This window comes from Agromyces sp. NPDC057865, assembly GCF_042796995.1.
Classification (GTDB): domain Bacteria; phylum Actinomycetota; class Actinomycetes; order Actinomycetales; family Microbacteriaceae; genus Agromyces.
On record NZ_JBHVMJ010000003.1, the window covers coordinates 1,020,703 to 1,042,698 of the forward strand.

General features: G+C 73.9%; 19 protein-coding genes and 1 tRNA gene. 8 read left to right on the top strand and 12 right to left on the bottom strand.

What is annotated here, in order from left to right; translation table 11 throughout:
- From ACFVN5_RS17655 to ACFVN5_RS17710, 12 genes are all read right to left on the bottom strand, one after another.
- Positions 1-480 (bottom strand): Fe-S oxidoreductase, encoded by a 480-nt coding sequence (locus tag ACFVN5_RS17655; RefSeq protein WP_376956768.1) that lies wholly within the window; start codon positions 478-480, stop codon positions 1-3.
- On the bottom strand, positions 432-1,874 hold the full coding sequence (locus ACFVN5_RS17660) for a dihydrolipoyl dehydrogenase family protein (RefSeq protein WP_376956770.1): 1,443 nt from the start codon (positions 1,872-1,874) through the stop codon (positions 432-434). The genes ACFVN5_RS17655 and ACFVN5_RS17660 overlap by 49 nt, the downstream gene beginning before the upstream one ends.
- Before the next feature lie 86 nt (positions 1,875-1,960).
- Entirely contained in the window at positions 1,961-2,839 is an 879-nt protein-coding gene (locus ACFVN5_RS17665) for an arginase family protein (protein ID WP_376956772.1), read from the bottom strand.
- 32 nt (positions 2,840-2,871) lie between these two features.
- Positions 2,872-3,495: a J domain-containing protein gene (locus ACFVN5_RS17670; RefSeq protein ID WP_376956773.1), complete on the bottom strand. Its 624-nt coding sequence runs from the start codon at positions 3,493-3,495 to the stop codon at positions 2,872-2,874.
- Between the two features lie 149 nt (positions 3,496-3,644).
- The gene (locus tag ACFVN5_RS17675) at positions 3,645-4,382 is read right to left on the bottom strand and encodes a PspA/IM30 family protein (RefSeq protein ID WP_376956775.1); all 738 of its coding nucleotides are present in this window, start codon (positions 4,380-4,382) and stop codon (positions 3,645-3,647) included.
- A gap of 115 nt (positions 4,383-4,497) precedes the next feature.
- Positions 4,498-6,474, bottom strand: a complete 1,977-nt coding sequence (locus ACFVN5_RS17680) for a TPM domain-containing protein (protein ID WP_376956776.1) — start codon at positions 6,472-6,474, stop codon at positions 4,498-4,500.
- Between the two features lie 162 nt (positions 6,475-6,636).
- Entirely contained in the window at positions 6,637-7,422 is a 786-nt protein-coding gene (locus ACFVN5_RS17685) for a hypothetical protein (RefSeq protein WP_376956778.1), read from the bottom strand.
- On the bottom strand, positions 7,409-7,942 hold the full coding sequence (locus ACFVN5_RS17690; RefSeq protein ID WP_376956780.1) for a sigma-70 family RNA polymerase sigma factor: 534 nt from the start codon (positions 7,940-7,942) through the stop codon (positions 7,409-7,411). Before ACFVN5_RS17690 ends, ACFVN5_RS17685 begins: the two co-directional genes overlap by 14 nt.
- A 100-nt stretch (positions 7,943-8,042) precedes the next feature.
- Positions 8,043-8,690 carry a DUF2461 domain-containing protein gene (locus tag ACFVN5_RS17695; protein ID WP_376956781.1) on the bottom strand — a complete coding sequence of 216 codons (648 nt, stop codon included), beginning with the start codon at positions 8,688-8,690 and terminating at the stop codon, positions 8,043-8,045.
- A gap of 52 nt (positions 8,691-8,742) precedes the next feature.
- Positions 8,743-8,815 (bottom strand) — tRNA-Arg (locus ACFVN5_RS17700).
- 89 nt (positions 8,816-8,904) lie between these two features.
- A complete protein-coding gene (locus tag ACFVN5_RS17705; RefSeq protein ID WP_376956783.1) occupies positions 8,905-10,101 on the bottom strand; it encodes an ROK family protein in 1,197 nt (398 codons plus the stop codon).
- A gap of 11 nt (positions 10,102-10,112) precedes the next feature.
- Positions 10,113-10,733 carry an iron ABC transporter ATP-binding protein gene (locus tag ACFVN5_RS17710; protein ID WP_376956785.1) on the bottom strand — a complete coding sequence of 207 codons (621 nt, stop codon included), beginning with the start codon at positions 10,731-10,733 and terminating at the stop codon, positions 10,113-10,115.
- Positions 10,734-10,772: 39 nt separating this feature from the next.
- Between ACFVN5_RS17710 and ACFVN5_RS17715 the strand changes: the two genes are divergently transcribed.
- The 8 genes from ACFVN5_RS17715 (at position 10,773) to prfA (ending at position 21,792) form a co-directional block, all read left to right on the top strand.
- Positions 10,773-12,449: an arginine--tRNA ligase gene (locus tag ACFVN5_RS17715; protein ID WP_376956787.1), complete on the top strand. Its 1,677-nt coding sequence runs from the start codon at positions 10,773-10,775 to the stop codon at positions 12,447-12,449.
- Complete coding sequence (locus ACFVN5_RS17720; protein WP_376956789.1) at positions 12,446-13,234, top strand: DUF2993 domain-containing protein; 789 nt, start codon at positions 12,446-12,448, stop codon at positions 13,232-13,234. Before ACFVN5_RS17715 ends, ACFVN5_RS17720 begins: the two co-directional genes overlap by 4 nt.
- A gap of 271 nt (positions 13,235-13,505) precedes the next feature.
- Positions 13,506-14,921: a diaminopimelate decarboxylase gene (gene lysA, locus ACFVN5_RS17725; RefSeq protein ID WP_376956791.1), complete on the top strand. Its 1,416-nt coding sequence runs from the start codon at positions 13,506-13,508 to the stop codon at positions 14,919-14,921.
- On the top strand, positions 14,918-16,228 hold the full coding sequence (locus ACFVN5_RS17730) for a homoserine dehydrogenase (protein ID WP_376956792.1): 1,311 nt from the start codon (positions 14,918-14,920) through the stop codon (positions 16,226-16,228). The genes lysA and ACFVN5_RS17730 overlap by 4 nt, the downstream gene beginning before the upstream one ends.
- Positions 16,225-17,322 (top strand): threonine synthase, encoded by a 1,098-nt coding sequence (thrC, locus tag ACFVN5_RS17735; protein WP_376956794.1) that lies wholly within the window; start codon positions 16,225-16,227, stop codon positions 17,320-17,322. Before ACFVN5_RS17730 ends, thrC begins: the two co-directional genes overlap by 4 nt.
- The gene (gene thrB / locus ACFVN5_RS17740; protein WP_376956796.1) at positions 17,319-18,281 is read left to right on the top strand and encodes a homoserine kinase; all 963 of its coding nucleotides are present in this window, start codon (positions 17,319-17,321) and stop codon (positions 18,279-18,281) included. The genes thrC and thrB overlap by 4 nt, the downstream gene beginning before the upstream one ends.
- Positions 18,282-18,539: 258 nt before the next feature.
- Positions 18,540-20,711 carry a transcription termination factor Rho gene (gene rho, locus ACFVN5_RS17745; protein WP_376956797.1) on the top strand — a complete coding sequence of 724 codons (2,172 nt, stop codon included), beginning with the start codon at positions 18,540-18,542 and terminating at the stop codon, positions 20,709-20,711.
- A 4-nt stretch (positions 20,712-20,715) separates the two neighbouring features.
- Complete coding sequence (gene prfA / locus ACFVN5_RS17750) at positions 20,716-21,792, top strand: peptide chain release factor 1 (protein ID WP_376956799.1); 1,077 nt, start codon at positions 20,716-20,718, stop codon at positions 21,790-21,792.
- The last annotated feature ends 204 nt before the right edge of the window (positions 21,793-21,996 follow it).

A 21,996-nucleotide genomic window follows, 5' to 3' on the forward strand; every position in this document is an offset into this window, starting at 1 on the left:
TCACGCGCCCCGGGGCGCGTTCCGATCGACCGGTCCGGATGCCGCAGCGCGCGGCGCCCGGGCCGGTCGGCGTCTCGGCAGGTAGCCGCCCGCCTCGAGCCCGGCCTCGATCTCGAACCGGTTGCGCAGCGGGTTCCGCCCGGCGATGAGGTAGAGCAGCGGGAAGAGCATGCCGTACGTCCGCCACTGCTCGCGGTGCACGGCCTCGTGGCCGAGCACCACGTCGCCCGCGTTGCGGTCGGTGAGGTAGCAGCCGCCGACGCACGAGCCGCCGCGACCGAACGTCCACTTCGGCATGCCGGTGAAGACGATGAGCCCGCCGCGGCGCTCGACGCGGCCGGTGCTCCAGAGGAAGCCCCAGGTGAAGCCCACCAACGTCGCCCACCAGTAGCCGGCGCGGCTGATGGGGGAGTCGATGAGGCCCAGCCGGCTCACGCGTCGACCTCGGGCCGGCCGAGGTCCTCGAGCAGTCGCAGCCACACCTCGCTCATCGTCGGGAACGCGGGCACGGCGTGCCAGAGCCGGCTCACGGGCACCTCGCCGACCACCGCGATGGTGGCGGCGTGCAGGAGCTCGGCGACGTCCTGGCCGACGAACGTCGCGCCGATGACCACGTCGCGCTCGGCGTCGACGACGAGGCGCGCCCGCCCCTCGTAGCCGTCGGCGAGGATGCCGGCGCCGCTCGCGGACTGCATGGGCACGTCGGCGAGGCGCACCTCACGGCCCGCGCGCCGCGCCGCCGCCTCGGTCAGGCCCACCGACACGGCCTCGGGCTCGCCGAACACGACGCCGGGCACCGCGGAGTGGTCGGCGGTCGCGACGTGCGCGCCCCACGGGGCGTCGTCGACCGGGCGCCCGGCGGCGCGTGCGGCGATCACGTCGCCGGCGGCGCGGCCCTGGTACTTGCCCTGGTGGGTGAGCAGCGCACGGTGGTTGATGTCTCCCACGGCGTAGAGCCAGTCGCCGTCGCCCTCGGCGCCGCGCACGAGCATCGTCTCGTCGACATCGAGCCACCTTCCGGGCTCGAGGCCGACGGTCTCCAGTCCGACCGACCGCGAGCGCGGGATGCGGCCGGTGGCGACGAGCACCTCGTCGGCCGTCACCGTGGAGTCGTCGTCCAACGTGAGCACGACCTCGCCCGAGCCGTTGCGCTCGACCTGCGTCGGCTCCACGCCGAGCCGCACGGTCGCGCCGAGCCCGCGCAGGCCCTCGACGACCGCGTCGCCGACGAAGTCCTCCATGTCGCCGAGCACCTCGTGCCGGGCGAGCACGGTGACCTCGGTGCCGAAGCCGGCGAAGGCGGTCGCCATCTCGACCGCGACGAAGCCGCCGCCGATGATCGCGAGCCGCGCGGGCGGCTCCTTGACGCTCGTCGCGTCGCGGCTGGTCCACGGCGACGCCTCGGCGAGGCCGACGATCGGGGGGATCGCGGGGTCGGAGCCGGTGCTCACGACCACCGCGTGCCGGGCGACGAACGTGGTCTCCGTGCCGTCGGCGCTCGTGACGACGACGCGGCGGGGTCCGTCGAGCCGGCCGTGTCCGCGCGCCAGCTCGATGCCCACGCTCGCGACCCACTTCGCCGCGCCCGCGTCGTCCCAGTCGGATACCCAGTAGTCGCGCCGCTTCAGCACGGCCGCGACGTCGAGCGGCCCGGTGACCGCCTCGGCGGCCCCGCCCACGCGTCGGGCCGCGCGGAGTGCCGCCGCGCTGCGCAGCAGGGTCTTCGACGGGACGCACGCCCAGAACGAGCACTCGCCGCCGACGAGCTCGTGCTCCACGAGCACGACGTCGAGGCCCCCGGCCCTCGCCCGGTCCGCGACGTTCTCGCCCACGGGTCCGGCGCCGATGACGACGACGTCCACCTCGCGCTCCATGCTGCTCCCCTCCGAACCCGGCCGGCGCCGGGCAGACATGGCCCCAGCCTAGGCAGAACGGCCGACGGGCGGCACCCGTTGGGCGATCAGGCCGAGGTGTCGGATGCCGCGTCGTCGGCGTCGCGAGCGGGGCGCGAGGTCAGCGCCGCGACGAGTCGCAGGATGGTCGGCAGGTCGTCCTCCGCGGCCTCGGGCGACGCCGGGGCGAAGCCCGCGATCGCGGCGCCCGCGAGCGGGAACGCCGCGACGATCGCGCGCAGCAGGGCCACGAGCGTCGCCGTGTCGATGCCGAACGGCATCGGGTACGAGAGGCCGGCCAGCGCCGACGGGTCGAGCACGTCGAGGTCGATGTGCACGAACACCTGCGACGCGCCCGTGTCCTGCAGCGCGGCGATGACCATGGTGGGGTCCGAGAGGTCCTCGACCGTGAGCACCGTCACGTCGTGCTCGTCGATGAATCGCTGCTCCTCGTCGTCGATCGCGCGGATGCCGCCGAGCACGAGCCGCGCGGGCGGGACGCGCGTGTCGGCGTCGAGCGCCAAGCCGTCGGCGCCGTCGCCGGCGATCGCCCGCAGCGTCATGCCGCCGAATCCGCCCGACGGGGACGTCTCGGGGGTGTTCAGGTCGGGATGCGCGTCGAGCCAGAGCACTGCGACGTCGCCGTCGGCGCGGCGCGAGGCGTGCGCCACCGCGGCGAGCGACGCGCTGCAGTCCCCGCCGACCGTGAGCGCCCAGTCGGGCACCGCGGCGAGGGCCTCCTCGGTGAGCTCGCGCACGCGCCGGAGCGCGCTGTAGCGGCGGACGCCGGTGCCGAGCGCGTCGCCGGCCTCGACCGGGACGTCGACCACGACGGTCGCTGCGGCGGGCAGGTCGCCGCGGATCGCGGCCGCGCCGTCGGCGTGGCTCATGGCACGCGACGACACGGAGCCCTGCCACATGGGGACGACGACGAACGTTGCGGGCATGCCTCACAGTATCGCGCGCGCCCGCGCACAGGTCACTGGTCCGGGAACCGCACGAGCCGTGCCTGGATCGCCAGGCCGAAGCTCGCCACGATCATGAAGCCGAGCCCGAGGAGTCCGCCGAACGTCGTGGCGAGCACCGTGGCGACGGCGTTGAGCCCGATGAGCACCAGCGTCACCCGCCACGCCCATCGCCGGCCGGTCAGTCCGGTCGCGAGGGCGAAGCCCACGAGCAGCACGACCCGCAGCCAGAGGTCGACGGGCGACCACACCGGGAGGCCCGACAGGGTGAGCAGGGCCCCGACGACGAGGACCAGCGTCCAGGTGGCGAAGAGCCACCAGCCGAACGGCTCGGGCGGGTTGGCGGATGCCGCGGCATCCGCGGTGCGCCGGCCCGGCCTGGTCGGAGGCGTGCCCGGCCCGGCCGTCGTCGCCGCGGCCGACGCGCGCGCCCGCGCCCGCGCCATCCGGAGGAGCACCTCGTGCGCCGTCATCACGGCGACGAACCGGTCGTTCGCCGCCCGCACCGAGCCCGGCGACGATCCCGCGACGCGGTCGGGGTGCAGCTCCCTGGCGAGGCGCCGATAGGCGTGCTCGATCTCGGCCTCGTCGGCGTCGGGCCGGACGCCGAGCACCGCGGCGGCCTCGTCGGGCGTCATGCGGCCACGGTACGCCGCAAGGCGGGCCTCCGGCCACGGCTTGCGAGGGCAGCATGCGAGGCGACCCGCCGCAGCGGTCGTCACGACGAGCCGCACACGCACGGATGCCGCGAGCCGGTGCGGCCCGCGGCATCCGTCACTGCAGCGGATCAGCCCGAGATCGCACCCTGCGACGAGCCGCCGGCCTTGAGCGCGGCGAGGCGCGCGTCGACCTCGGTGAGCTCGCCCAGGTCGTCGAGCTCGTTGAACTGGGCGTCGAGGGTCGACGCGGCGAGCTCGGCCTGGCCGCGCACGACCGCCTCCTCGCGACGGATCTTGTCCTCGAAGCGGCCGATCTCGCTCGTGGGGTCGAGGATGTCGATCGACTTCACGGCGTCGTGCACCTGACGCTGCGCCTGGGCGGTCTTGGCCCGGGCGATGAGCTCGGAGCGCTTGTTCTGGAGCTGGACGAGCTTCTCCTTCATGCCGTTGAGGCCCGCCTTGAGCTTGTCGACCACCTCGGTCTGCGCGGCGATCTGCGGCTCGGCCGCCTTCGCCTCGTTCTCGGCCGAGATCTGGCGGCTCAGCGCCACCTTCGCGAGGTTGTCGAACTTGTCGCCGCCCGCGGGGTCGCCCGCCGAACGCAGCTCGTCGCCCTTGCGGCTCGCCGCGAGCGCCTTCTCGCCCCACTCGCGGGCGGCCTCGACGTCCTCGCGGTGGTCGTCCTCGAGCAGGCGCAGGTTGCCGATCGTCTCGGCGATGGCCGCCTCGGCGTCGGCGATGGAGTTGGTGTAGTCCCGCACCATCTGGTCGAGCATCTTCTGCGGGTCCTCGGCCTCGTCGATGAGGGCGTTGATGTTCGCCCGCACGAGCTGCGAGATGCGGCCGAAGATGGACTGCTTCGTCATGGTGTTCCCTTTCGTGTGGTGCGTGTGCGTCGTGTCGTGGTCGTGGATGTCGTGTTCGTCGTGTCGGCGTCGTCGGCTCGGGGTCGGCGGGTCGTCGCGTGGGGGTCGGCCGGGCTCAGAAGCGGCCCCCGCCCCCGCGGCGCGATCGGGTGCCCGACCCGCCGAAGCTGCCGGGCGAGCGTCGTCCGCCGCCGCCGAAGCCGCCGCCGAACCCGCCGCCGCTGCTTCCGCCGCCGAACATCCCGCCCCCGCCGCCTCCGCCGCCGCCGAGGACCGAGTTGATCAGGATGCCGCCGAGCACCGCGCCGAACAGGTCGCCGCCGCCTCCGCCGCCCTGCTGGGCGCCGTAGCCGGTGCCGAACCCGCCGCCCATGCCGCCGCCGAAGCCTCCGACGTCCTGCTGGGCGAGCGAGAGCGCCGTGCGGGCGAGCGACTCCGCGCGCTGGGCGGTCGTGAGCGCGCCCGCGGGGTCGGTCGGCGCGAGCGCCTCCGCCTCGACGAGCAGGCGCCCGGCCTCGGCGAGTCGGGTGCGGGCCTCGGCGCCGACGGCGCCGCGCCGCGCCACGAGGTAGTCCTCCGCGGCCTGCACCTGCGCCCGCGCGGTCGCGAGGGAGCGTCCGAGCTGCGCCTCGGCCCGGGCGCGCTGCTCCGCGGCGTTGCGCACGCCGGCGATCGCGGCGTCGATCTCGGTGTTCACCTGCTGGACTCGGGCCTGCGCCGCGAGGGGGTCGCGCCCCGGGGCGCCGAGCCCGGCGCGCAGGGCGGCGGCCTCGCCCGCGACGCGGTCGGCGAGTGCCGCCGCGCCACGGTCGCCCAGCCCGCGTGCGGTCTGCACGTCGGCCTCGAGGTCGGCGACGCCGGCCGACACCGCCTGGTCGGCGGCGGCGAGGTCGGTCGCCAGCCGGTCGATGGCGTCGGCGAGGAGCACGGCCTGGTCGACGGACTCCTCGGCCGCGCGGATGCCCACGGCGGCGTCGCTCGCGCGCTGCGCGGCGACCGCAGTCGCCGCCTGTGCGAGCTCCTCGCGGGCGAACGCGAGCCGGGCATCGGCCTGGGCGGGGTTGTCGGTGACGGGTGCCACGGCGGATGCCGCGTACGTGCCGGTGAGGGCCGCGAGCCGCTGCGGGGCGGCGGAGACGCGTGCGGCCGCGGCATCCGCCTCGCCCTGCACGCGCTGCAGCTCGGCCGGCGCGTTGCGCTCGAGCGCGCGCAGCTCGTCGAACTTCTCGGCCTGCTCGTCGAGGATCGCGTCGGCCTCGCCCGCGAGCCGGATGATGCCGGAGTACCAGGCACGGCGCTCGTCGTCGGTGTCGGGGTCGGCGTCGTCGAGCTGCTGCTGCAGCGAGAACGCCTCGGCGACCTTGCCCTTCGCGCCGTCGAGTGCCGTCTTGAAGTCGGCCGTGGCCGCCTCGCCGTACGAGGCGACCGCGAACCCCAGCTCGTCTTCGCTCGTCTTCACCGCGTCGTCGGCCTGGACGAGGGCGCTGCCGGCCTGCCGGCGCAGCTCGTCGATCGAGGGCTGCGGCGGGCCGGCCGGGCCGGCCTCGGCCTTCGACTTGCGTCGGCGGCGCGCGAGGACGATCGCGATGATCGCGACGATCACGGCGGCGACGACGAGGAAGATCACCCAACCCCAGCCGCCCCCGCCGCCGCCGCCCCCGCCGGTGTCGCCGCCCCCGATGGCGTCGGCGGCGGCGATCGCGGCGCCGGCCCAGTCGCCGTCGCGGAGCTTCGGCTCGATGACCTGCTGGCTGATCCTGTTCAGCTCCTCGTCGGACAGCGACGCGTTGGCATCGGCCGAGAGGTAGTAGGCGCGACCGTCGACGGCGACCGCGAGGAGGTAGTCCTCGGCGCCCATGTTGTTGCCGATCGCGGTGTCGTTCGCCCAGGCGTCGGCGGCCTCGGGGTTCGTGAACTCGTCGACGTACGCCACGAAGAGCTGACGCCCGCTCGCGTCGGTCGCCCGCTCGATGGCGGCCTCGACCTCAGCCGTGCGGCCGCCCAGGGCGCCGACCGTGTCGACGATCGGGCTCTGCCCGAAGTCGACCGGATCCTCCGCCATGGCGGGCGCCGCGGCACCGAGTGCGAGCACCGCGCCGACGATGATCCCGAGAACAGCTGACGAGCGACCTCGCGACGACATGCACCAGTGCCCTTCCCCCGCCCCGCGGGCCATCCCGAGTCTATGGGGGAGTCGGAGGCCTCGTCCATGCCGCGCGCGTGGGCTCGCAGCGGCTCCACAGGTGCCGGGGGATCAGCCGACGGACATCGGCACCAGAGGCGACGTGAGCAGCAGCACCATTCCCTCCGCGGGCGTCGAGAAGGCGACGGCCGCACCCAGGCCGTAGGGGCCGGGCGAGAGCGGCGGCAGGTCGTTCGGAAGGCCGCTGCCGTCGTCGTCCGCGGCCGTGCAGTGCAGTGCCTCGACGACGCCCGGGAGGCTGACGGACTCGCCCGGCGCGAGCGCGATCCCGATGGCGCCGGCCTCGGACGTGCCGCTCGAGTGCCAGGCCACGACGTCGACGTCGGCGACCGTGATCGCCGGCACGCGCGAGAGCTCGCCCTCGACGACCTCGGTGCCCGTGTTCGTGACCGTGACGATGACGGATGCCGCGGCGCCGGGCATCACCGGTGCGACGGGCGGCTCGACCGACACCGCGAGCGGGGTGCCCGCCCGCTCCCCGCCGGGGACGATGGCCGAGCCGCAGCGGTTGACCGTCTCGGGCATCGCGAGCCCGACGCCAGGGCCGGCTTCCTCCTGCCTCGTCGCCGCCTCGCCGCCGGCCGACTCCGACACGGCGGGCGCGCCGGCGGTGGTCGAGCCGCCGGACCCGCCGCCCTGCAGGCCGATCACGAGCCCGCCCACGACGAGCACGGCCGCGAGCGCACCCGCACCGCTCGCGATCGCCGTCCGTCGAGACCGGCGACGGGAACGGCTCGCCGCCAGCACCGCGTCGACGTCGACGGGACGCGGCGTCGCGGCATCCGCTGCGCGCTTCAGGCCCTCGCCGAGCCCGATGGTGGGATCAGGTGCTGACATGGTCGCCTCCCGTCCGCGCGGCGCGCGTCCCGGCCGGATCGAGGGAGGAGGAGAGCGCGTGCAGGCCGTCGCTCAGGTACCGCTTCACGCCGCCCGAGCTGATGCCGAGCACGGCGGCGATGCCGTCGACGGTGAGGTCCTCGTAGTAGCGCAGCACGATGCAGGCAGCCTGCCGGGGCGGGAGCGCCCGGATCCGCTCGAGCAGGTCGAGCCGCTCGTCGGTCGCCGCGTTCGCCGAGTCGACGCTCGACGGCGCGACCGCGAGGTGCCGCACCCGTCGCCACGTGCCGTCGCGGCGGGAGCGGTCGATCACCGCGTTGAGGATCGCGCGGCGGACGTACGCCTCCGCGCGCGGCAGCGTGAGGCCGAGGCGGGGCGTGCCGAACGTGCGGACGAGGGCGTCCTGCACGAGGTCGGCGGCGTCGTCGACGCTGCCCGTGAGCAGGTAGGCGTAGCGGCTGAGCGCGTCGCCGCGCTCGACGACCAGCGCCGTCGCCACCTCGTCCCACGGGCGTGCCACGCGAGTCCTCCTCCCGACGGCGGGAGTCCGCCGTCACCTGTATCGACGAACGAGCGGGACGTTTCGTTGGGTTCCCGAGCGGATGCCCCGTGCCGGCACGTCAGCGCGAGCGCTCGAGCTCCGACGCGCCGACGTGCTCGTCCAGCCAGTCCGTGAGCGGACGGGACGCGCGGAGCGCGCCGACGACCCGGTCCTCCGCCTCGGGCGTGTGCAGCCACGGCTCGACGGGCCACTCGACCCAGGCGGTGAGGTCCTTGTCGCGGAGCAGGTCGGCGCGCGGATGGTCGGTGTCGAAGCCGCGCGGCACGCGCTTCAGCTGGTCGCTCGCCGACACGCCGACGCCACCCGCCTCGACCGCGGACACTGCAGCGACGAGCGCCTCGCCGCTCCGGTCGTCGGCGACGGCCTCCCGGAACCGTGCGAGCTGGTCGGACGCCATGACGTGGCATCCGGCGCCGACGCCGAGGCCGGACGCGGAGAAGTGCACGTAGCCCGAGCCGCCGACGGTCGCGCCGATGGCGGTCTTGTACGGCGACTTGTCGGCGCTGAACCGGATGTCGCGGTACGGCCGGAAGACGCGTCCCTCGCCGAACTCGCCGGCCAGGTCGTCGAGCAGGGCCTGCATGGGCGCGAGGACCAGCTCGTCGTACTCGGCGCGATGCTCGGTGAAGTACGCCTTGGAGTTGTCGGCCTCGAGGCCCTCGTAGAACGCCACGGCGCCCGGGAGCCAGCCGGTGAACACGGTCATCTCCGCCTCCTCCAGGAGGTTCGGAACGGCTCGGCGAGGCTATCGCCTGGAGTGCCCCCGGAGGGATTCGAACCCCCGACCTACGGTACCGGAAACCGGCGCTCTATCCCCTGAGCTACGGAGGCGCACAGCAGTAGACACTACCACTGCCGGGGCATGCGCTCCGACCACCGACCGCCCGGGAAGACCGCTCTGAAGCGGGCTCGCTCGACGGTCAGGCGAGGCTGACGCTGGCGACCGTGTCGAGCAGCTCCTCGCGCACGCGCGCGGCGAGCTGGATGCGCGCCCCGCGCAGCACCGGGTCGCGGTCGACGCGCGTGGCGACCACCTCGGGGTACCAGCGGCTGATGCGGCGGATGCCCCGCTCGACCTCCGCGGCGAAGGCGTCGCCGCCCAAGCTCGCGGTGGGTCCTGCGAGCACGAGGCGTCCGGGGTCGAGCGTCGCCAGGAGCGGCAGGGCGACGTGGGCCACGCGCTCGGCGAGATCGTGGAAGACGCCGGAGCGCACGGCCTCGGCGTCGGGCTCGGCCAGCGCCTCGCGCGCCGCGTGGTAGCCGGTGATGTCGAGCCCGTGCGCGCGGGCGAGCAGCGCGACGGCGCGGCCGCCGACGAGGTCCTGCGCGGTGCGCGCGCTCGGGTCGAGCGCACTCGCCGCGACCGACAGCGGGAGGAAGCCGATCTCGCCCGCGCCGCCGAAGCTGCCGCGGTGCAGGTCGCCGGCGACGTCGAACGATGCGCCGACGCCGTTGCCGAGCCAGAGCACCGCGAACACGTCGCGGTCGACGCCCGCGCCCAGCTCGCGCTCCGCGACGGCGGCGAGGTTCACGTCGTTCTCGATGCGCACCTCGCGCCCGAGCTCGCCCTCGAGGATCGAGCGCAGCCCGCGGACGGGCCAGCCGGGCAGGGTCTCGCTGAACAGCTCGCCCGTCTCGCCGGGGTCGACGTAGCCGGGGATGCCGATGACGATCGAGTGCACGACGTCGGGGTCGGTGCCCGCGGCCCGGCTCGCATCCGCGATGGCGCGCGACACCTCGTCGACGGGGGAGCGCTCGGTCGGATCGTGTGGGAGCGCCCGGCGCACCACGGGGCGCTCGTCGCCCGTCGCGTCGACGACCGTGGCACGGAGCTCGAAGGCGTCGAGGTCGAGCGCGACGCCGAGCGGGCGGTCGGTGCGCGCGGCGTACACGACGGCGCTGCGGCCGGCCGAGCCCGAGGTGCGGCCGCGCTCCTCGATGAACCCGGCGGCGAGCAGCCGCGACATCATCTGCGAGGCCGTGGGCTTCGACACGCCCACCAGCTCGCAGATGCGGTTGCGCGTGAGCGGACCCTGCTCGAGCAGCACGGCCAGGCCGGCACGGTCGTTGACGGCGCCCAACCACGAGGGGGTTCCCGTCGAGGAGTTCGCCGCCATGCGCCGGCCCGTCAGGCCGCGGGGAGGTTTGCGAGCACCGACGCGACGAGCTGCTGCGCGTCGCCGGGCTCGAACAGTGCGGACGACCGGACCACGATCCAGTACGGCCCCTGGAAGACCTGCGCCTCGCCGGTGCCTCCCGCCTGCGTGAAGTACCCCGCGACGTCGGGCGGCGTGCCGTACGTCGGCACCGGCTTGGACGAGACTGCGGCCTGGTTCCGGCGCGCCTCGCCCGCCGCGGAGGTCGGGGTCGCGACGCCGACCTCGATGACCTCGCCGCTCGTCTGGTTGAGGTAGCCGCACGCCGTGCCCGCGTCCTCCTCGACGAGCGTCGCGATGTCGCCGCCGCTCGGCTGGTAACCGGGGTCGGCGCCGACGTTCGGGTTGAACGCGTAGAGCTGGTCGGCGGTGAGCAGCGCGTCGCACGCGATCTCGAACGGGATGGGCGGCTCGGCCGACTCGGTGGGCTCGGGATCGCCGCTCGCCGGAGCGGTCGGCGCGGTCGTCGGGGCGGCCGTCGCGTCGGACTCTGCGGCGTCGGGCGCGCAGCCGACGAGCAGTGCCACGGATGCCGCAGCGACGAGCGCCAGGCCGGCAGTACGGGTTCGGGCGAGGTGGGGCGAGCGCGGCATGTGCGAAACCCTATCAACCGTGCCGGGTAGGATTTGCGGGTGACTCCCGACGACCTCTCGCGTGCCCTGTTCGACCTCGTGAACGGGCTCGTGGAGCGACGTCGGGCCGCCGGGGCGGAGGTCTCGCTCGACCTCTCGGCCGACCAGGTGACCCTCGAGCGTCCCAAGCTGCGCGAGCACGGCGACTGGGCGTCGAACATCGCCATGCGCGTCGCGAAGCCGCTCGGTGCCAACCCCCGCGAGATCGCCGCGGAGCTCGCCGATGCCCTCGCCGGCATCGACGGGGTCGCCAGCGCGGAGGTCGCGGGACCCGGCTTCATCAACATCCGGCTCGACGCCGCCGCGGCCGGCGCGCTCGCCAGGACCATCGTCGATGCGGGCGACGGCTACGGGCGCAGCGAGTCGCTCGCCGGCGGGGGCCGCATCAACCTCGAGTTCGTCTCGGCCAACCCCACCGGCCCCCTGCACATCGGCCACACCCGCTGGGCGGCGCTCGGCGACTCCATCGGCCGCGTGCTGCGGGCGGCGGGCGCCGAGGTCGCCAACGAGTACTACATCAACGACGCCGGTACCCAGATGGACAACTTCGGGCGCTCCGTGCTCGCGGCGGCCAAGGGCGAGCCGACCCCCGAGGGCGGCTATCCCGGGAGCTACATCGGCGACCTCGCGGCACGCGTGCTCGAACGCGAGCCGAAGCTGCTCGAGCTCGACGAGGCCGTCGCCCTGCACACGGCCACCGAGATCGCCTACGAGCTGCAGCTCGCCGAGATCCGCGCCTCGCTCGAGCGCTTCAACGTGCACTTCGACGTCTGGACGAGCGAGCGCCGCCTGCAGGACAAGGGCGACGACGGGCTCTCCGACGTCGACACCGCCGTCGAGCGGCTCCGGGCGCAGGGCCACGTCTTCGACGAGGACGACGCCGTGTGGGTGCGCACGACCGACTTCGGCGACGACAAGGACCGGGTCATCCGCCGCGGCACCGGCGCCTACACGTACTTCGCGGCCGACGCGGCCTATTACCTCGACAAGGGCGACCGCGGATTCGGCCACAAGATCTACCTCCTCGGGGCCGATCACCACGGGTACGTGCACCGCCTGCGCGCGCTCGCCGGGGCGGCGGGCGACGACCCCGAGCGGGACATCGAGGTGCTCATCGGGCAGCTCGTGAGCATCAACGGCGCGAAGCTCTCCAAGCGCGCGGGCAACATCATCGAGCTCGACGACCTTCAGGCGTGGCTCGGCACCGACGCGCTGCGGTACACGCTCGCCCGGTACCCCGCCGACTCGCCGCTCACGATCGACCCCGAGGTGCTGAAGCGCCGCACGAACGACAACCCCGTGTTCTACGTGCAGTACGCGCACGCGCGCACGTCCGCCGTGGCCCGCAACGCGGCATCCGCCGGCGTCGACCGCTCGTCGTTCGCACCCGAGCTGCTCACGCACGAGACCGAGTCGGCGCTCCTCGGCGGGCTGCAGGAGTTCCCGCGCATCGTCGCCCAGTCGGCGGAGCTGCGGGAGCCGCACCGCGTCGCGCGCTACATCGAGGAGCTCGCGGGCCTCTACCACCGCTGGTACGACAACTGCCGCGTGCTGCCGCTCGGCGACGAGCCGATCGGCGACCTGCACCGCACGCGACTCTGGGTGAACGACGCCACCGGACAGGTCCTGCGCAACGGCCTCGACCTGCTCGGCGTCTCGGCTCCGGAGCGCATGTGACGCAGGCGGCGCAGGCCACGGATGCCGCGGGAACGCCCCCGCGGCGGAGGAATCGCGCCGCCCGCGTGTGGGGCGTCGTCGTCGTGATCGTGGTCGTGCTCGCCGGCCTGCTCGTGATCGCGGACATCGTCGTGCGCAACGTCGCCGAGCAGCGCGTGGCCGAGCAGCTCGAGCAGAACCTGCCAGAGGGCGTCGAGGGCGACGTGCACGTGAAGCTCGGCGGGCTCTCGGTCATCGCGCAGTACCTCGCGGGCTCGATGCAGCAGGTCGAGCTCTCGGCGCCCGAGCTCACGGTGAACGGCGTGCCGATCTCGGTGCACGTCGAGGCGCAGGACGTGCCGCCCGGGCTCGACGCCCCCGTCGGCCACGCGACGGCCACGATCGAGGCGAGCGAGGCGGCGGTCAACTCCCTCATCGAGGTCCCGGGCGTGCAGGGCGACGTGGTGCTCGGCGACGGGGCGGTCGCCTACTCCGACACCGTGCGGTTCCTCGGGCTGCCGATCGACTACACGGTCACCGCGCGTCCGACGGCGGCCGGCGACACCGTGCTCCTCGAGCCCACGGGCGTCGAGGTGGGCGCTGGCGGCGGCGCCATCGACGTCTCGGGGCTCGTCGACCGCCTCATGGGCGACGACCCGATCCCGGTCTGCGTCGCCGAGTACCTGCCCGAGGGCGTCGAGGTGCAGCAGATCACGGTCGAGCCCGGCTCGGCGACCGTCACGCTCGGCGCCACCGGCATCAGCCTCGACGAGCAGAGCCTGGCGACGCGCGGCAGCTGCGGCTGAGCCGGACCGCTCGGCTCCCACGGCCGGCCGAGCCCCGAATGCAGGAAGAACCTCGGGTGAGTCGGCGTGTTGCGCCGGCCGCCACGGCGCGTCGCACGGAAGTTCCTGCATTCGCACCGCGGACCCTCACCGATTCGGCCCGGCATACGACCCTCGGTAGACTCACCGGTGAGTCGCCCCACAAGGGCGGCGCGCAGCAGGCTTCAGGAACCGATCCGGGTTCGCTCGCCGCGAGCGATCCGTCGATACACCGTCCCGTGAGGTTTCCCCCGTGGCATCCACCGCAGCAGTTCCCGGCTGGCTCCGCGTGCCCGAAGATCCCAACGCCCTGGCGCCGCAGGTGTGGCCCGAGCGCGCGCACCGCGACGCCGACGGCCGGCTCGTGATCGGCGGCGTCCCGGCCACCGACCTCGCCGCCCGGTTCGGAACCCCGCTCTACGTCGTCGACGAGGACGACGCCCGGGCGCGCGCGTCGCGCATCCTGGCCGCGTTCGAGGCCGCCGCGGCATCCGTCGGCACGACCGTGACGGTCTATTACGCGGGCAAGGCGTTCCTCTCCGGGGCCATCGTGCGGTGGGTGACCGAGGCCGGCCTTTCCGTCGACGTGTGCACCGGCGGCGAGCTGGCGGTCGCGCTCGCGGCGGGCGCCGACCCCGCGCGCATCGGCTTCCACGGCAACAACAAGTCGCTCGGCGAGATCGAGCGGGCGGTCACCGCGGGCGTGGGCGCGATCATCATCGACTCCGAGATCGAGGTCGAGCGGGTGGCGGATGCCGCGGCGCGGGCCGGTCGCGTGCAGCGCGTGCGCCTGCGCGTGAACAGCGGCGTGCACGCCTCGACGCACGAGTTCCTCGCCACCGCGCACGAGGACCAGAAGTTCGGCGTCTCGCTCGACCGCGCCGTCGAGATCGGCACGCGCATCCGCTCGCACCCCTCGCTCGACCTGCTCGGGCTGCACTGCCACATCGGGTCGCAGATCTTCGACTCGGCGGGCTTCGCCGAGTCCGCCGAGCGCCTGCTCACCGCGCACGCCGAGCTCGCCCGCGTCGCGCCGTTGCCCGAGCTCAACCTCGGCGGCGGCTTCGGCATCGCCTACACGTCGGCCGACGACCCCACGCCCATCGAGGAGATCGCGCTCGGCATCGCCGAGGCCGTCGCGAGCGGATGCCGCGACCGCGGCGTGCCCGTGCCGAAGCTCGCGTTCGAGCCCGGCCGCTCCATCATCGGCCCGGCCGGCATCACCCTCTACACGGTCGGCACGGTGAAGCCCGTGCCGCTCGACGGCGGCACCTGGCGCCACTACGTCTCGGTCGACGGCGGCATGAGCGACAACGCGCGCACCGCGCTGTACGGCGCCGACTACACGGTGCGCCTCGCGGGCCGCGTCTCCGACGAGCCGCCCGCACTCGTGCGGCTCGCGGGCAAGCACTGCGAGTCGGGCGACATCGTCGTCGACGCCGATTACCTGCCGCACGACGTCGCACCGGGCGACCTCGTCGCGGTCGCCGCCACGGGCGCCTACTGCTGGTCGCTCGCCAACAACTACAACCACGTGCCCCGGCCGCCGGTCGTCGCAGTGCGCGACGGGGAGGCCCGCGTGATCGTGCACGGCGAGACCGAGGCCGACCTGCTCGCCCGCGACGCCGGGCTCGAGGCATCCGCCGGCCTGGAAGGGACCCCTGCATGATCGAGTACCGCTCCATCCGCGTCGGCCTGCTCGGCGCCGGATCCGTCGGCTCGCAGGTGGCGCGCCTGCTGCTCGAGCACTCCGACGAGCTCACCCAGCGCATCGGCGCGCGCCTCGAGCTCGTGGGCATCGCCGTGCGCGAAGTCGACGCCCCGCGCGACGCCGAGTTGCCGCGCGACCTCTTCACCACTGACGCCGAGTCGCTCATCCTCGGCTCCGACATCGTCATCGAGCTCATGGGCGGCCTCGAGCCGGCCCGCACGCTCGTGCTCGCCGCGATCGCGTCGGGCGCCGACGTGGTGACCGGCAACAAGGCGCTGCTCGCCACGCACGGGCCCGAGCTGTTCGCCGCGGCGCAGCAGGTGGGCGCGCAGCTCTCCTACGAGGCGGCGGTCGGCGGCGCGATCCCGATCATCCGGCCACTGCGCGACAGCCTCGCCGGCGACCGCATCGACCGCATCCTCGGCATCGTCAACGGCACGACGAACTTCATCCTCGACCGCATGGACACGACGGGCGCCTCGCTCGAGCACGCGCTCGCGACCGCGACCGAGCTCGGCTACGCCGAGGCCGACCCCACCGCCGACATCGGCGGCTACGACGCCGCGCAGAAGGCCGCGATCCTCGCGAGCCTCGCGTTCCACACGAGCGTGCCCGTCGACGCCGTGCACCGAGAGGGCATCACGGGCGTCACCGCTGCGCAGGTCGAGTCCGCCAAGCGCGCCGGCTTCGTGGTGAAGCTCCTCGCGATCTGCGAGCGACTCGTCGACGACGAGACCGGCGAGGAGGGCGTCTCCGCCCGCGTCTATCCGGCGCTCGTGCCGCGCAGCCACCCCCTCGCGGCGGTGCACGGCGCGAACAACGCCGTCTTCGTCGAGGCCGCCGCCGCCGGCCCGCTCATGTTCTACGGCGCCGGCGCCGGCGGCGTGCAGACCGCGTCCGCCGTGCTCGGCGATCTCGTCGCCATCGCCCGCCGCCACGTCATCGGCGGCCCGGGCACGGCCGAGTCCACCCACGCGGAGCTCCCGGTGCTCGACATCGGCAGGATCACGACCCGGTACGCGATCACGCTCGAGGTGGCCGACGAGCCCGGCGTGCTCGAGCGCATCGCGCACATCTTCGCCGAGCACGGGGTCTCGGTCGAGCAGCTCCAGCAGACCGTCAGCAGCGCGACGGAGCGGGCTACGCTGGTCATCGGGACGCATGAGGCGAAGGAGTCCGCGCTCGCCGAGACCGTCGCCGCCCTCGAACAGAGCCCCGTCGTCGCATCCGTCGCGTCCGTCCTCCGAGTCGAAGGAGCAGTGTGAACCAGCCCACCCCCAAGCCGTGGTCGCGCCAGTGGCGCGGTGTCATCCGCGAGTACGCCGACCGCCTCGACGTGACGGATGCCACGCCCGTCGTCACCCTCGGCGAGGGCGGCACGCCGCTCCTGCCGGCGCCGGCGCTGTCGCGCCGCACGGGCGCCGACGTCTGGGTGAAGTTCGAGGGCATGAACCCCACGGGCTCGTTCAAGGACCGCGGCATGACCATGGCCGTGACGAAGGCGGTCGAGCGCGGCGCGAAGGTCGTGATCTGCGCGTCGACCGGCAACACGTCGGCGTCGGCCGCCGCCTACGCCACCCACGCGGGCATCTCGGCCGCGGTGCTCGTGCCCGAGGGCAAGATCGCGATGGGCAAGCTGAGCCAGGCGATCGCGCACAACGCCCACCTCCTGCAGGTGCGGGGCAACTTCGACGACTGCCTCGACATCGCCCGCGACCTCGCCGAGAACTACCCGGTGCACCTCGTCAACTCGGTCAACAACGACCGCATCGAGGGCCAGAAGACGGCCGCGTTCGAGGTCGTCGAGGTGCTCGGCGACGCGCCCGACTTCCACTTCATCCCGGTCGGCAACGCCGGCAACTACACCGCGTACACGCGCGGCTACCGCGAGGACATCGCCGCGGGCAACGCCACGCGCCTGCCCCGGATGTTCGGCTTCCAGGCCGCAGGCTCCGCGCCCCTCGTGCGCGGCGAGGTCGTTCGCGACCCCGACACCATCGCGAGCGCCATCCGCATCGGCAACCCCGCGTCGTGGGAGCTCGCCCTGCAGGCGCGCGACGAGTCCGACGGCTACTTCGGCGCGATCGAGGACGACAAGATCCTGGAGGCGCAGCGCATCCTGTCGGCCGAGGTCGGCATCTTCGTCGAGCCCGCCTCGGCGATCTCGGTCGCCGGCCTGCTCGAGCGGTCGGCCGCGGGCGTGGTCCCGAAGGGCGCGCGCGTCGTGCTGACCGTCACGGGCCACGGCCTGAAGGACCCGCAGTGGGCCCTCCGCACCGCCGACGGGTCCGACGTGCAGCCCACGGTGGTGCCCGTCGACACGGCGCAGGTCGCCCAGGTGCTCGGACTCGCCTCATGAGCAGCGCGACCGTCGCCCCCGACTCGGGCGTCGCGGCATCCGTCGTCGGCCGCATCGTGCACGTGAAAGTGCCCGCCACCTCGGCGAACCTCGGCCCCGGCTTCGACACGCTCGGCCTCGCGCTCGCCCGCTACGACGGGCTCGACGTCGAGGCCACGGATGCCGCGACCCACGACATCCAGGTGCACGGCGTCGGCGCGGGCGAGGTGCCGCTCGACGAGACGCACCTCGTGGTGCGCGCGATCAGGCACACGTTCGACCGGGCGGGCGTGCCCCTGCCCTCGCTGCGCCTCGTCGCGCACAACGCGATCCCGCACGGACGCGGCCTCGGCTCGTCGGGCGCCGCCATCGTGGCGGGCGTCATGGCGGCGAAGGGCCTGCTCGCGGGCATCGTCGAGTTCTCGCCCGACGAGCTCCTCGAGCTCGCCACCGAGCTGGAGGGCCATCCCGACAACGTCGCGCCCGCGCTCTTCGGCGGCCTCACGATCGCGTGGACGACCCCCGAGGGCCCGCGGCACAAGAAGCTCATCGTGCACCGGGGCGTCTCCCCGCTCGTGCTCGTGCCCGAGCACGAGATGTCGACCGCGCTCGCGCGCTCGCTGCAGCCCGAGTCGGTGCCGCACGAGGACGCGGTGTTCAACGTCTCGCGGTCGGCCCTGCTCGTCGCGGCGCTCATCCAGAGCCCCGAGCTGCTCCTGCAGGCGACGGAGGACAAGCTGCACCAGAACTACCGCGCCCAGGCCATGCCCGAGACCGACCGGCTCATCCGCGTGCTCCGCGCCGCGGGGCATCCGGCCGTCGTATCGGGCGCCGGCCCGTCGATCCTGGTGCTCGCGAGCGACCCGAGCGAGCGGGCCGACGCGATCCGCCTCGTCGAGGAGTCGGCCGACACCGCGTGGCAGGCGCTGCCGCTCGCGGTCGACTTCCTGGGCGCGACGGTCGTCGAGGTCGAGCGCTAGGGTCGGCCGCCGCGGCTGCGGCACGGGTGCGGCTGGCGCGTCGCGCGTCCGGAGGACGTCCGTCCTGGTGTTAGGATTGGACCGCACCCGGAAGGCGACGCATCGTCAGCGTTTCCCACCCCGCTCGTGCATTTCCCTAGCAATCATTTGCATTTCGCCTTCGCGCATGTCTGCGCCCCCGCGCACGACACGGCTCGTGCCGGCGATCAGCTCTCCTGGGTCGGCAACTCCTGCGACCAGGGGAAAGGAACATACCCAGTGACCAACGGAACCGACCACGCCGACGTGAGCGTGGCGAACCGCACCCGCCTGAACGGCCTCAAGGTCGCCGAGCTCCAGGAGCTCGCGGCCTCGCTCGGCATCTCCGGCGCCTCGAAGCGCCGCAAGGGCGAGCTCGTGGACCTCATCTCGGCCCACCAGGACGGCGCCGAGGCGCCCGCGCTCATCGACCAGGCCCTCGTGACCGTCGAGCCGACGTCCGCCGCCCCCACGACGGAGGCGCCTGAGGCGCCCGCCGTCGAGGCTCCGGCCGAGGCTCCGGCCGAGGCTCCCGCCACCGAGTCGGCCGCACCTGAGGCTCCCGCCGCCGAGGTTCCCGCGACCGAGGCCGCGCCGGCCGACGCTGCGTCGGCCGAGTCGACGGATGCCGCGGCCGATGCCGCGCCCGCCACCACCGCACCCGCGCGCCAGGGCCGCCAGCCCCGCCGCGCCACGAGCGCCACCACGGCCGCCGACCAGCACGTGAACGCCGGGGGAGCGGGCGTGCCGCTCGTCCCCTCCGACGCCGATGCCCGCGAGGCCGCCCGTGCCGCCGTGCGCGAGGAGCTCGCGGCCGCCACGGGCGAGGGCGCCCGCAACGGCCAGCCCGCAGACGGCGAGGGCGAGCAGCCCGCCGAGCAGCCCCGCCAGGGCCGCAACCGCAACCGCGGCCGCCGCGGCGGCGACCGCGCCGAGCGCGGCGGCGACGACCAGCAGAAGGCCGCAGAGGGCCAGGGCCGCCAGAACGGCCAGGGCGGCGAGCGCCAGGCCGGCAAGGGCGAGGAGCAGGGCGGTCGTCCCGCCCGCGAGCGCCAGGCCGAGGGCGACGCCGGCAAGCAGCAGCAGGGCGAGGTCCGTGGCCAGCAGCAGCAGGCCCGCGGCGGCGACCAGCAGCAGCAGGCCGAGGGTGAGGGCGGCCGTCGCAGCCGCTACCGCGACCGCAAGCGCCGCGGCCAGGGCACCGGCGACGACCTCGAGCCCGAGATCCTCGACGACGACGTGCTCATCCCCATCGCGGGCATCCTCGACGTGCTCGACAACTACGCCTTCGTGCGCACGACGGGCTACCTCCCCGGCCCGAGCGACGTCTACGTCTCGCTCGGCCAGGTGAAGAAGTACAACCTGCGCAAGGGCGACGCGGTCGTCGGCTCGATCAAGCAGCCGCGCGACGGCGAGTCGAACAGCCGCCAGAAGTACAACGCGCTCGTCAAGGTCGACTCCGTCAACGGGCAGACCCCCGAGGAGTCGGCGGCGCGCGTCGAGTTCCAGAAGCTCACGCCGCTGTACCCGCAGGAGCGCCTGCGCCTCGAGACCGAGCCCACGAAGCTCACGCAGCGGATCATCGACCTCGTCGCGCCGATCGGCAAGGGCCAGCGCGGCCTCATCGTCGCGCCGCCCAAGGCCGGCAAGACGATCGTGCTGCAGCAGATCGCGAACGCCATCTCGATCAACAACCCCGAGGTGCACCTCATGGTCGTGCTCGTCGACGAGCGCCCCGAGGAGGTCACCGACATGCAGCGCACGGTGAAGGGCGAGGTCATCGCCTCGACCTTCGACCGTCCCGCCGAGGACCACACGACGGTCGCCGAGCTCGCCATCGAGCGTGCGAAGCGCCTCGTCGAGCTGGGCCACGACGTGGTCGTGCTGCTCGACTCGATCACCCGCCTGGGCCGCGCCTACAACCTCGCGGCGCCGGCCTCCGGCCGCATCCTCTCGGGCGGCGTCGACGCGTCGGCGCTCTACCCGCCGAAGCGGTTCTTCGGCGCGGCGCGCAACATCGAGAACGGCGGCTCGCTCACCATCCTCGCCACGGCGCTCGTCGAGACCGGGTCGAAGATGGACGAGGTGATCTTCGAGGAGTTCAAGGGCACCGGCAACTCCGAACTGCGCCTGTCGCGCCAGCTCGCCGACAAGCGCATCTTCCCGGCCGTCGACGTGAACGCGTCGTCGACCCGTCGTGAGGAGATGCTGCTCTCGCCCGACGAGGTCAAGATCACCTGGAAGCTGCGTCGCGCCCTCGCGGGCCTCGAGCAGCAGCAGGCCCTCGAGGCGGTGCTCGGCCGGCTCAAGGAGACCCAGTCGAACGTCGAGTTCCTCATGCTCATGCAGAAGTCGATGCCCGTGACCAACGGCGCGGCGCACTCGCACGGGCACGAGTCCGACCACCGCTGAGTTCATGTTCGAGTCCGTCCAGGCACTGCTCGCCGAGCACGGCGAGCTCCAGCAGGAGCTCGCCGACCCGGCGCTGCACGCCGACGCCGCGCGCGCGAAGAAGGTGAACCGGCGCTACGCCGAGCTCAGCCGCATCGTCGCCGCGCACGACGCGTGGCAGCAGGCGGGCGACGACCTCGAGGCGGCCCGTGAGCTGGCCAAGGAGGACGACGCGTTCGCCGAGGAGATCCCCGACCTCGAGGAGGGGCTCGCCCAGTCGCAGGAGAAGCTGCGCCGGCTCCTGATCCCGCGCGACCCCGACGACGGGCGCGACGTGATCATGGAGATCAAGGGCGGCGAGGGCGGCGCCGAGAGCGCCCTCTTCGCGGCCGACCTGCTGCGCATGTACATCCAGTACGCGCAGTCGAAGGGCTGGAAGACCGAGCTCCTCGAGCGCAACGAGTCCGACCTCGGCGGCTACAAGGACGTGCAGGTCGCGATCAAGTCGAACGCCACCGACCCGTCGCAGGGCGTCTGGGCGCACCTCAAGTACGAGGGCGGCGTGCACCGCGTGCAGCGCGTGCCGGTGACCGAGACCCAGGGCCGCATCCACACGTCGACCACGGGCGTGCTCGTGTTCCCCGAGGTGGACGAGCCCGAGGAGGTCGACATCAACCAGAACGACCTCAAGATCGACGTCTACCGCTCGTCGGGCCCCGGCGGCCAGTCGGTCAACACGACCGACTCCGCCGTGCGCATCACCCACCTGCCCACGGGCATCGTGGTCTCGATGCAGAACGAGAAGTCGCAGCTGCAGAACCGCGAGGCGGCGATGCGCGTGCTGCGCGCGCGCCTCCTCGCGCGCCAGCAGGAGGAGCTCGCGGCCGCGGCATCCGATGCCCGCAAGTCGCAGATCCGGTCCATGGACCGCTCCGAGCGCATCCGCACGTACAACTTCCCCGAGAACCGCATCGCGGACCACCGCACGGGCTACAAGGCGTACAACCTCGATCAGGTCATGAACGGGGCGCTCGAGCCGATCATCGACTCGGCGATCCAGGCCGACGAGGAGGCCCGCCTGGCCGACCTCGCCGCCGAGTGACCCGACGCTGACACGACGAAGGGGGCGGATGCTGCGGCATCCGCCCCCTTCGTCGTCCCGCCCGCCCGCGGCATCCGCCCGCATCGCAGGTTCGCCGCCGTGTGACGTGGGCCATTAAGGTGGGGCGGTGGGGGGCGCGCGCCCCCCCCCGGCGCGGCCCCGCCCACCCCCCCGCGGCCCGGGAATGCCCACAAGACCGGACTC

What these genes read in the sequence shown, in the direction of transcription:
- ACFVN5_RS17660 (WP_376956770.1), bottom strand. Translation starts at nt 1,874, where the DNA reads ATGGAGCGCGAGGTGGACGTCGTCGTCATCGGCGCCGGACCCGTGGGC.
- ACFVN5_RS17665 (WP_376956772.1), bottom strand. Translation starts at nt 2,839, where the DNA reads ATGCCCGCAACGTTCGTCGTCGTCCCCATGTGGCAGGGCTCCGTGTCG.
- ACFVN5_RS17670 (WP_376956773.1), bottom strand. Translation starts at nt 3,495, where the DNA reads ATGACGCCCGACGAGGCCGCCGCGGTGCTCGGCGTCCGGCCCGACGCC.
- ACFVN5_RS17675 (WP_376956775.1), bottom strand. Translation starts at nt 4,382, where the DNA reads ATGACGAAGCAGTCCATCTTCGGCCGCATCTCGCAGCTCGTGCGGGCG.
- ACFVN5_RS17685 (WP_376956778.1), bottom strand. Translation starts at nt 7,422, where the DNA reads ATGTCAGCACCTGATCCCACCATCGGGCTCGGCGAGGGCCTGAAGCGC.
- ACFVN5_RS17695 (WP_376956781.1), bottom strand. Translation starts at nt 8,690, where the DNA reads ATGACCGTGTTCACCGGCTGGCTCCCGGGCGCCGTGGCGTTCTACGAG.
- ACFVN5_RS17705 (WP_376956783.1), bottom strand. Translation starts at nt 10,101, where the DNA reads ATGGCGGCGAACTCCTCGACGGGAACCCCCTCGTGGTTGGGCGCCGTC.
- ACFVN5_RS17710 (WP_376956785.1), bottom strand. Translation starts at nt 10,733, where the DNA reads ATGCCGCGCTCGCCCCACCTCGCCCGAACCCGTACTGCCGGCCTGGCG.
- ACFVN5_RS17730 (WP_376956792.1), top strand. Translation starts at nt 14,918, where the DNA reads ATGATCGAGTACCGCTCCATCCGCGTCGGCCTGCTCGGCGCCGGATCC.
- thrB (WP_376956796.1), top strand. Translation starts at nt 17,319, where the DNA reads ATGAGCAGCGCGACCGTCGCCCCCGACTCGGGCGTCGCGGCATCCGTC.
- prfA (WP_376956799.1), top strand. Translation starts at nt 20,716, where the DNA reads ATGTTCGAGTCCGTCCAGGCACTGCTCGCCGAGCACGGCGAGCTCCAG.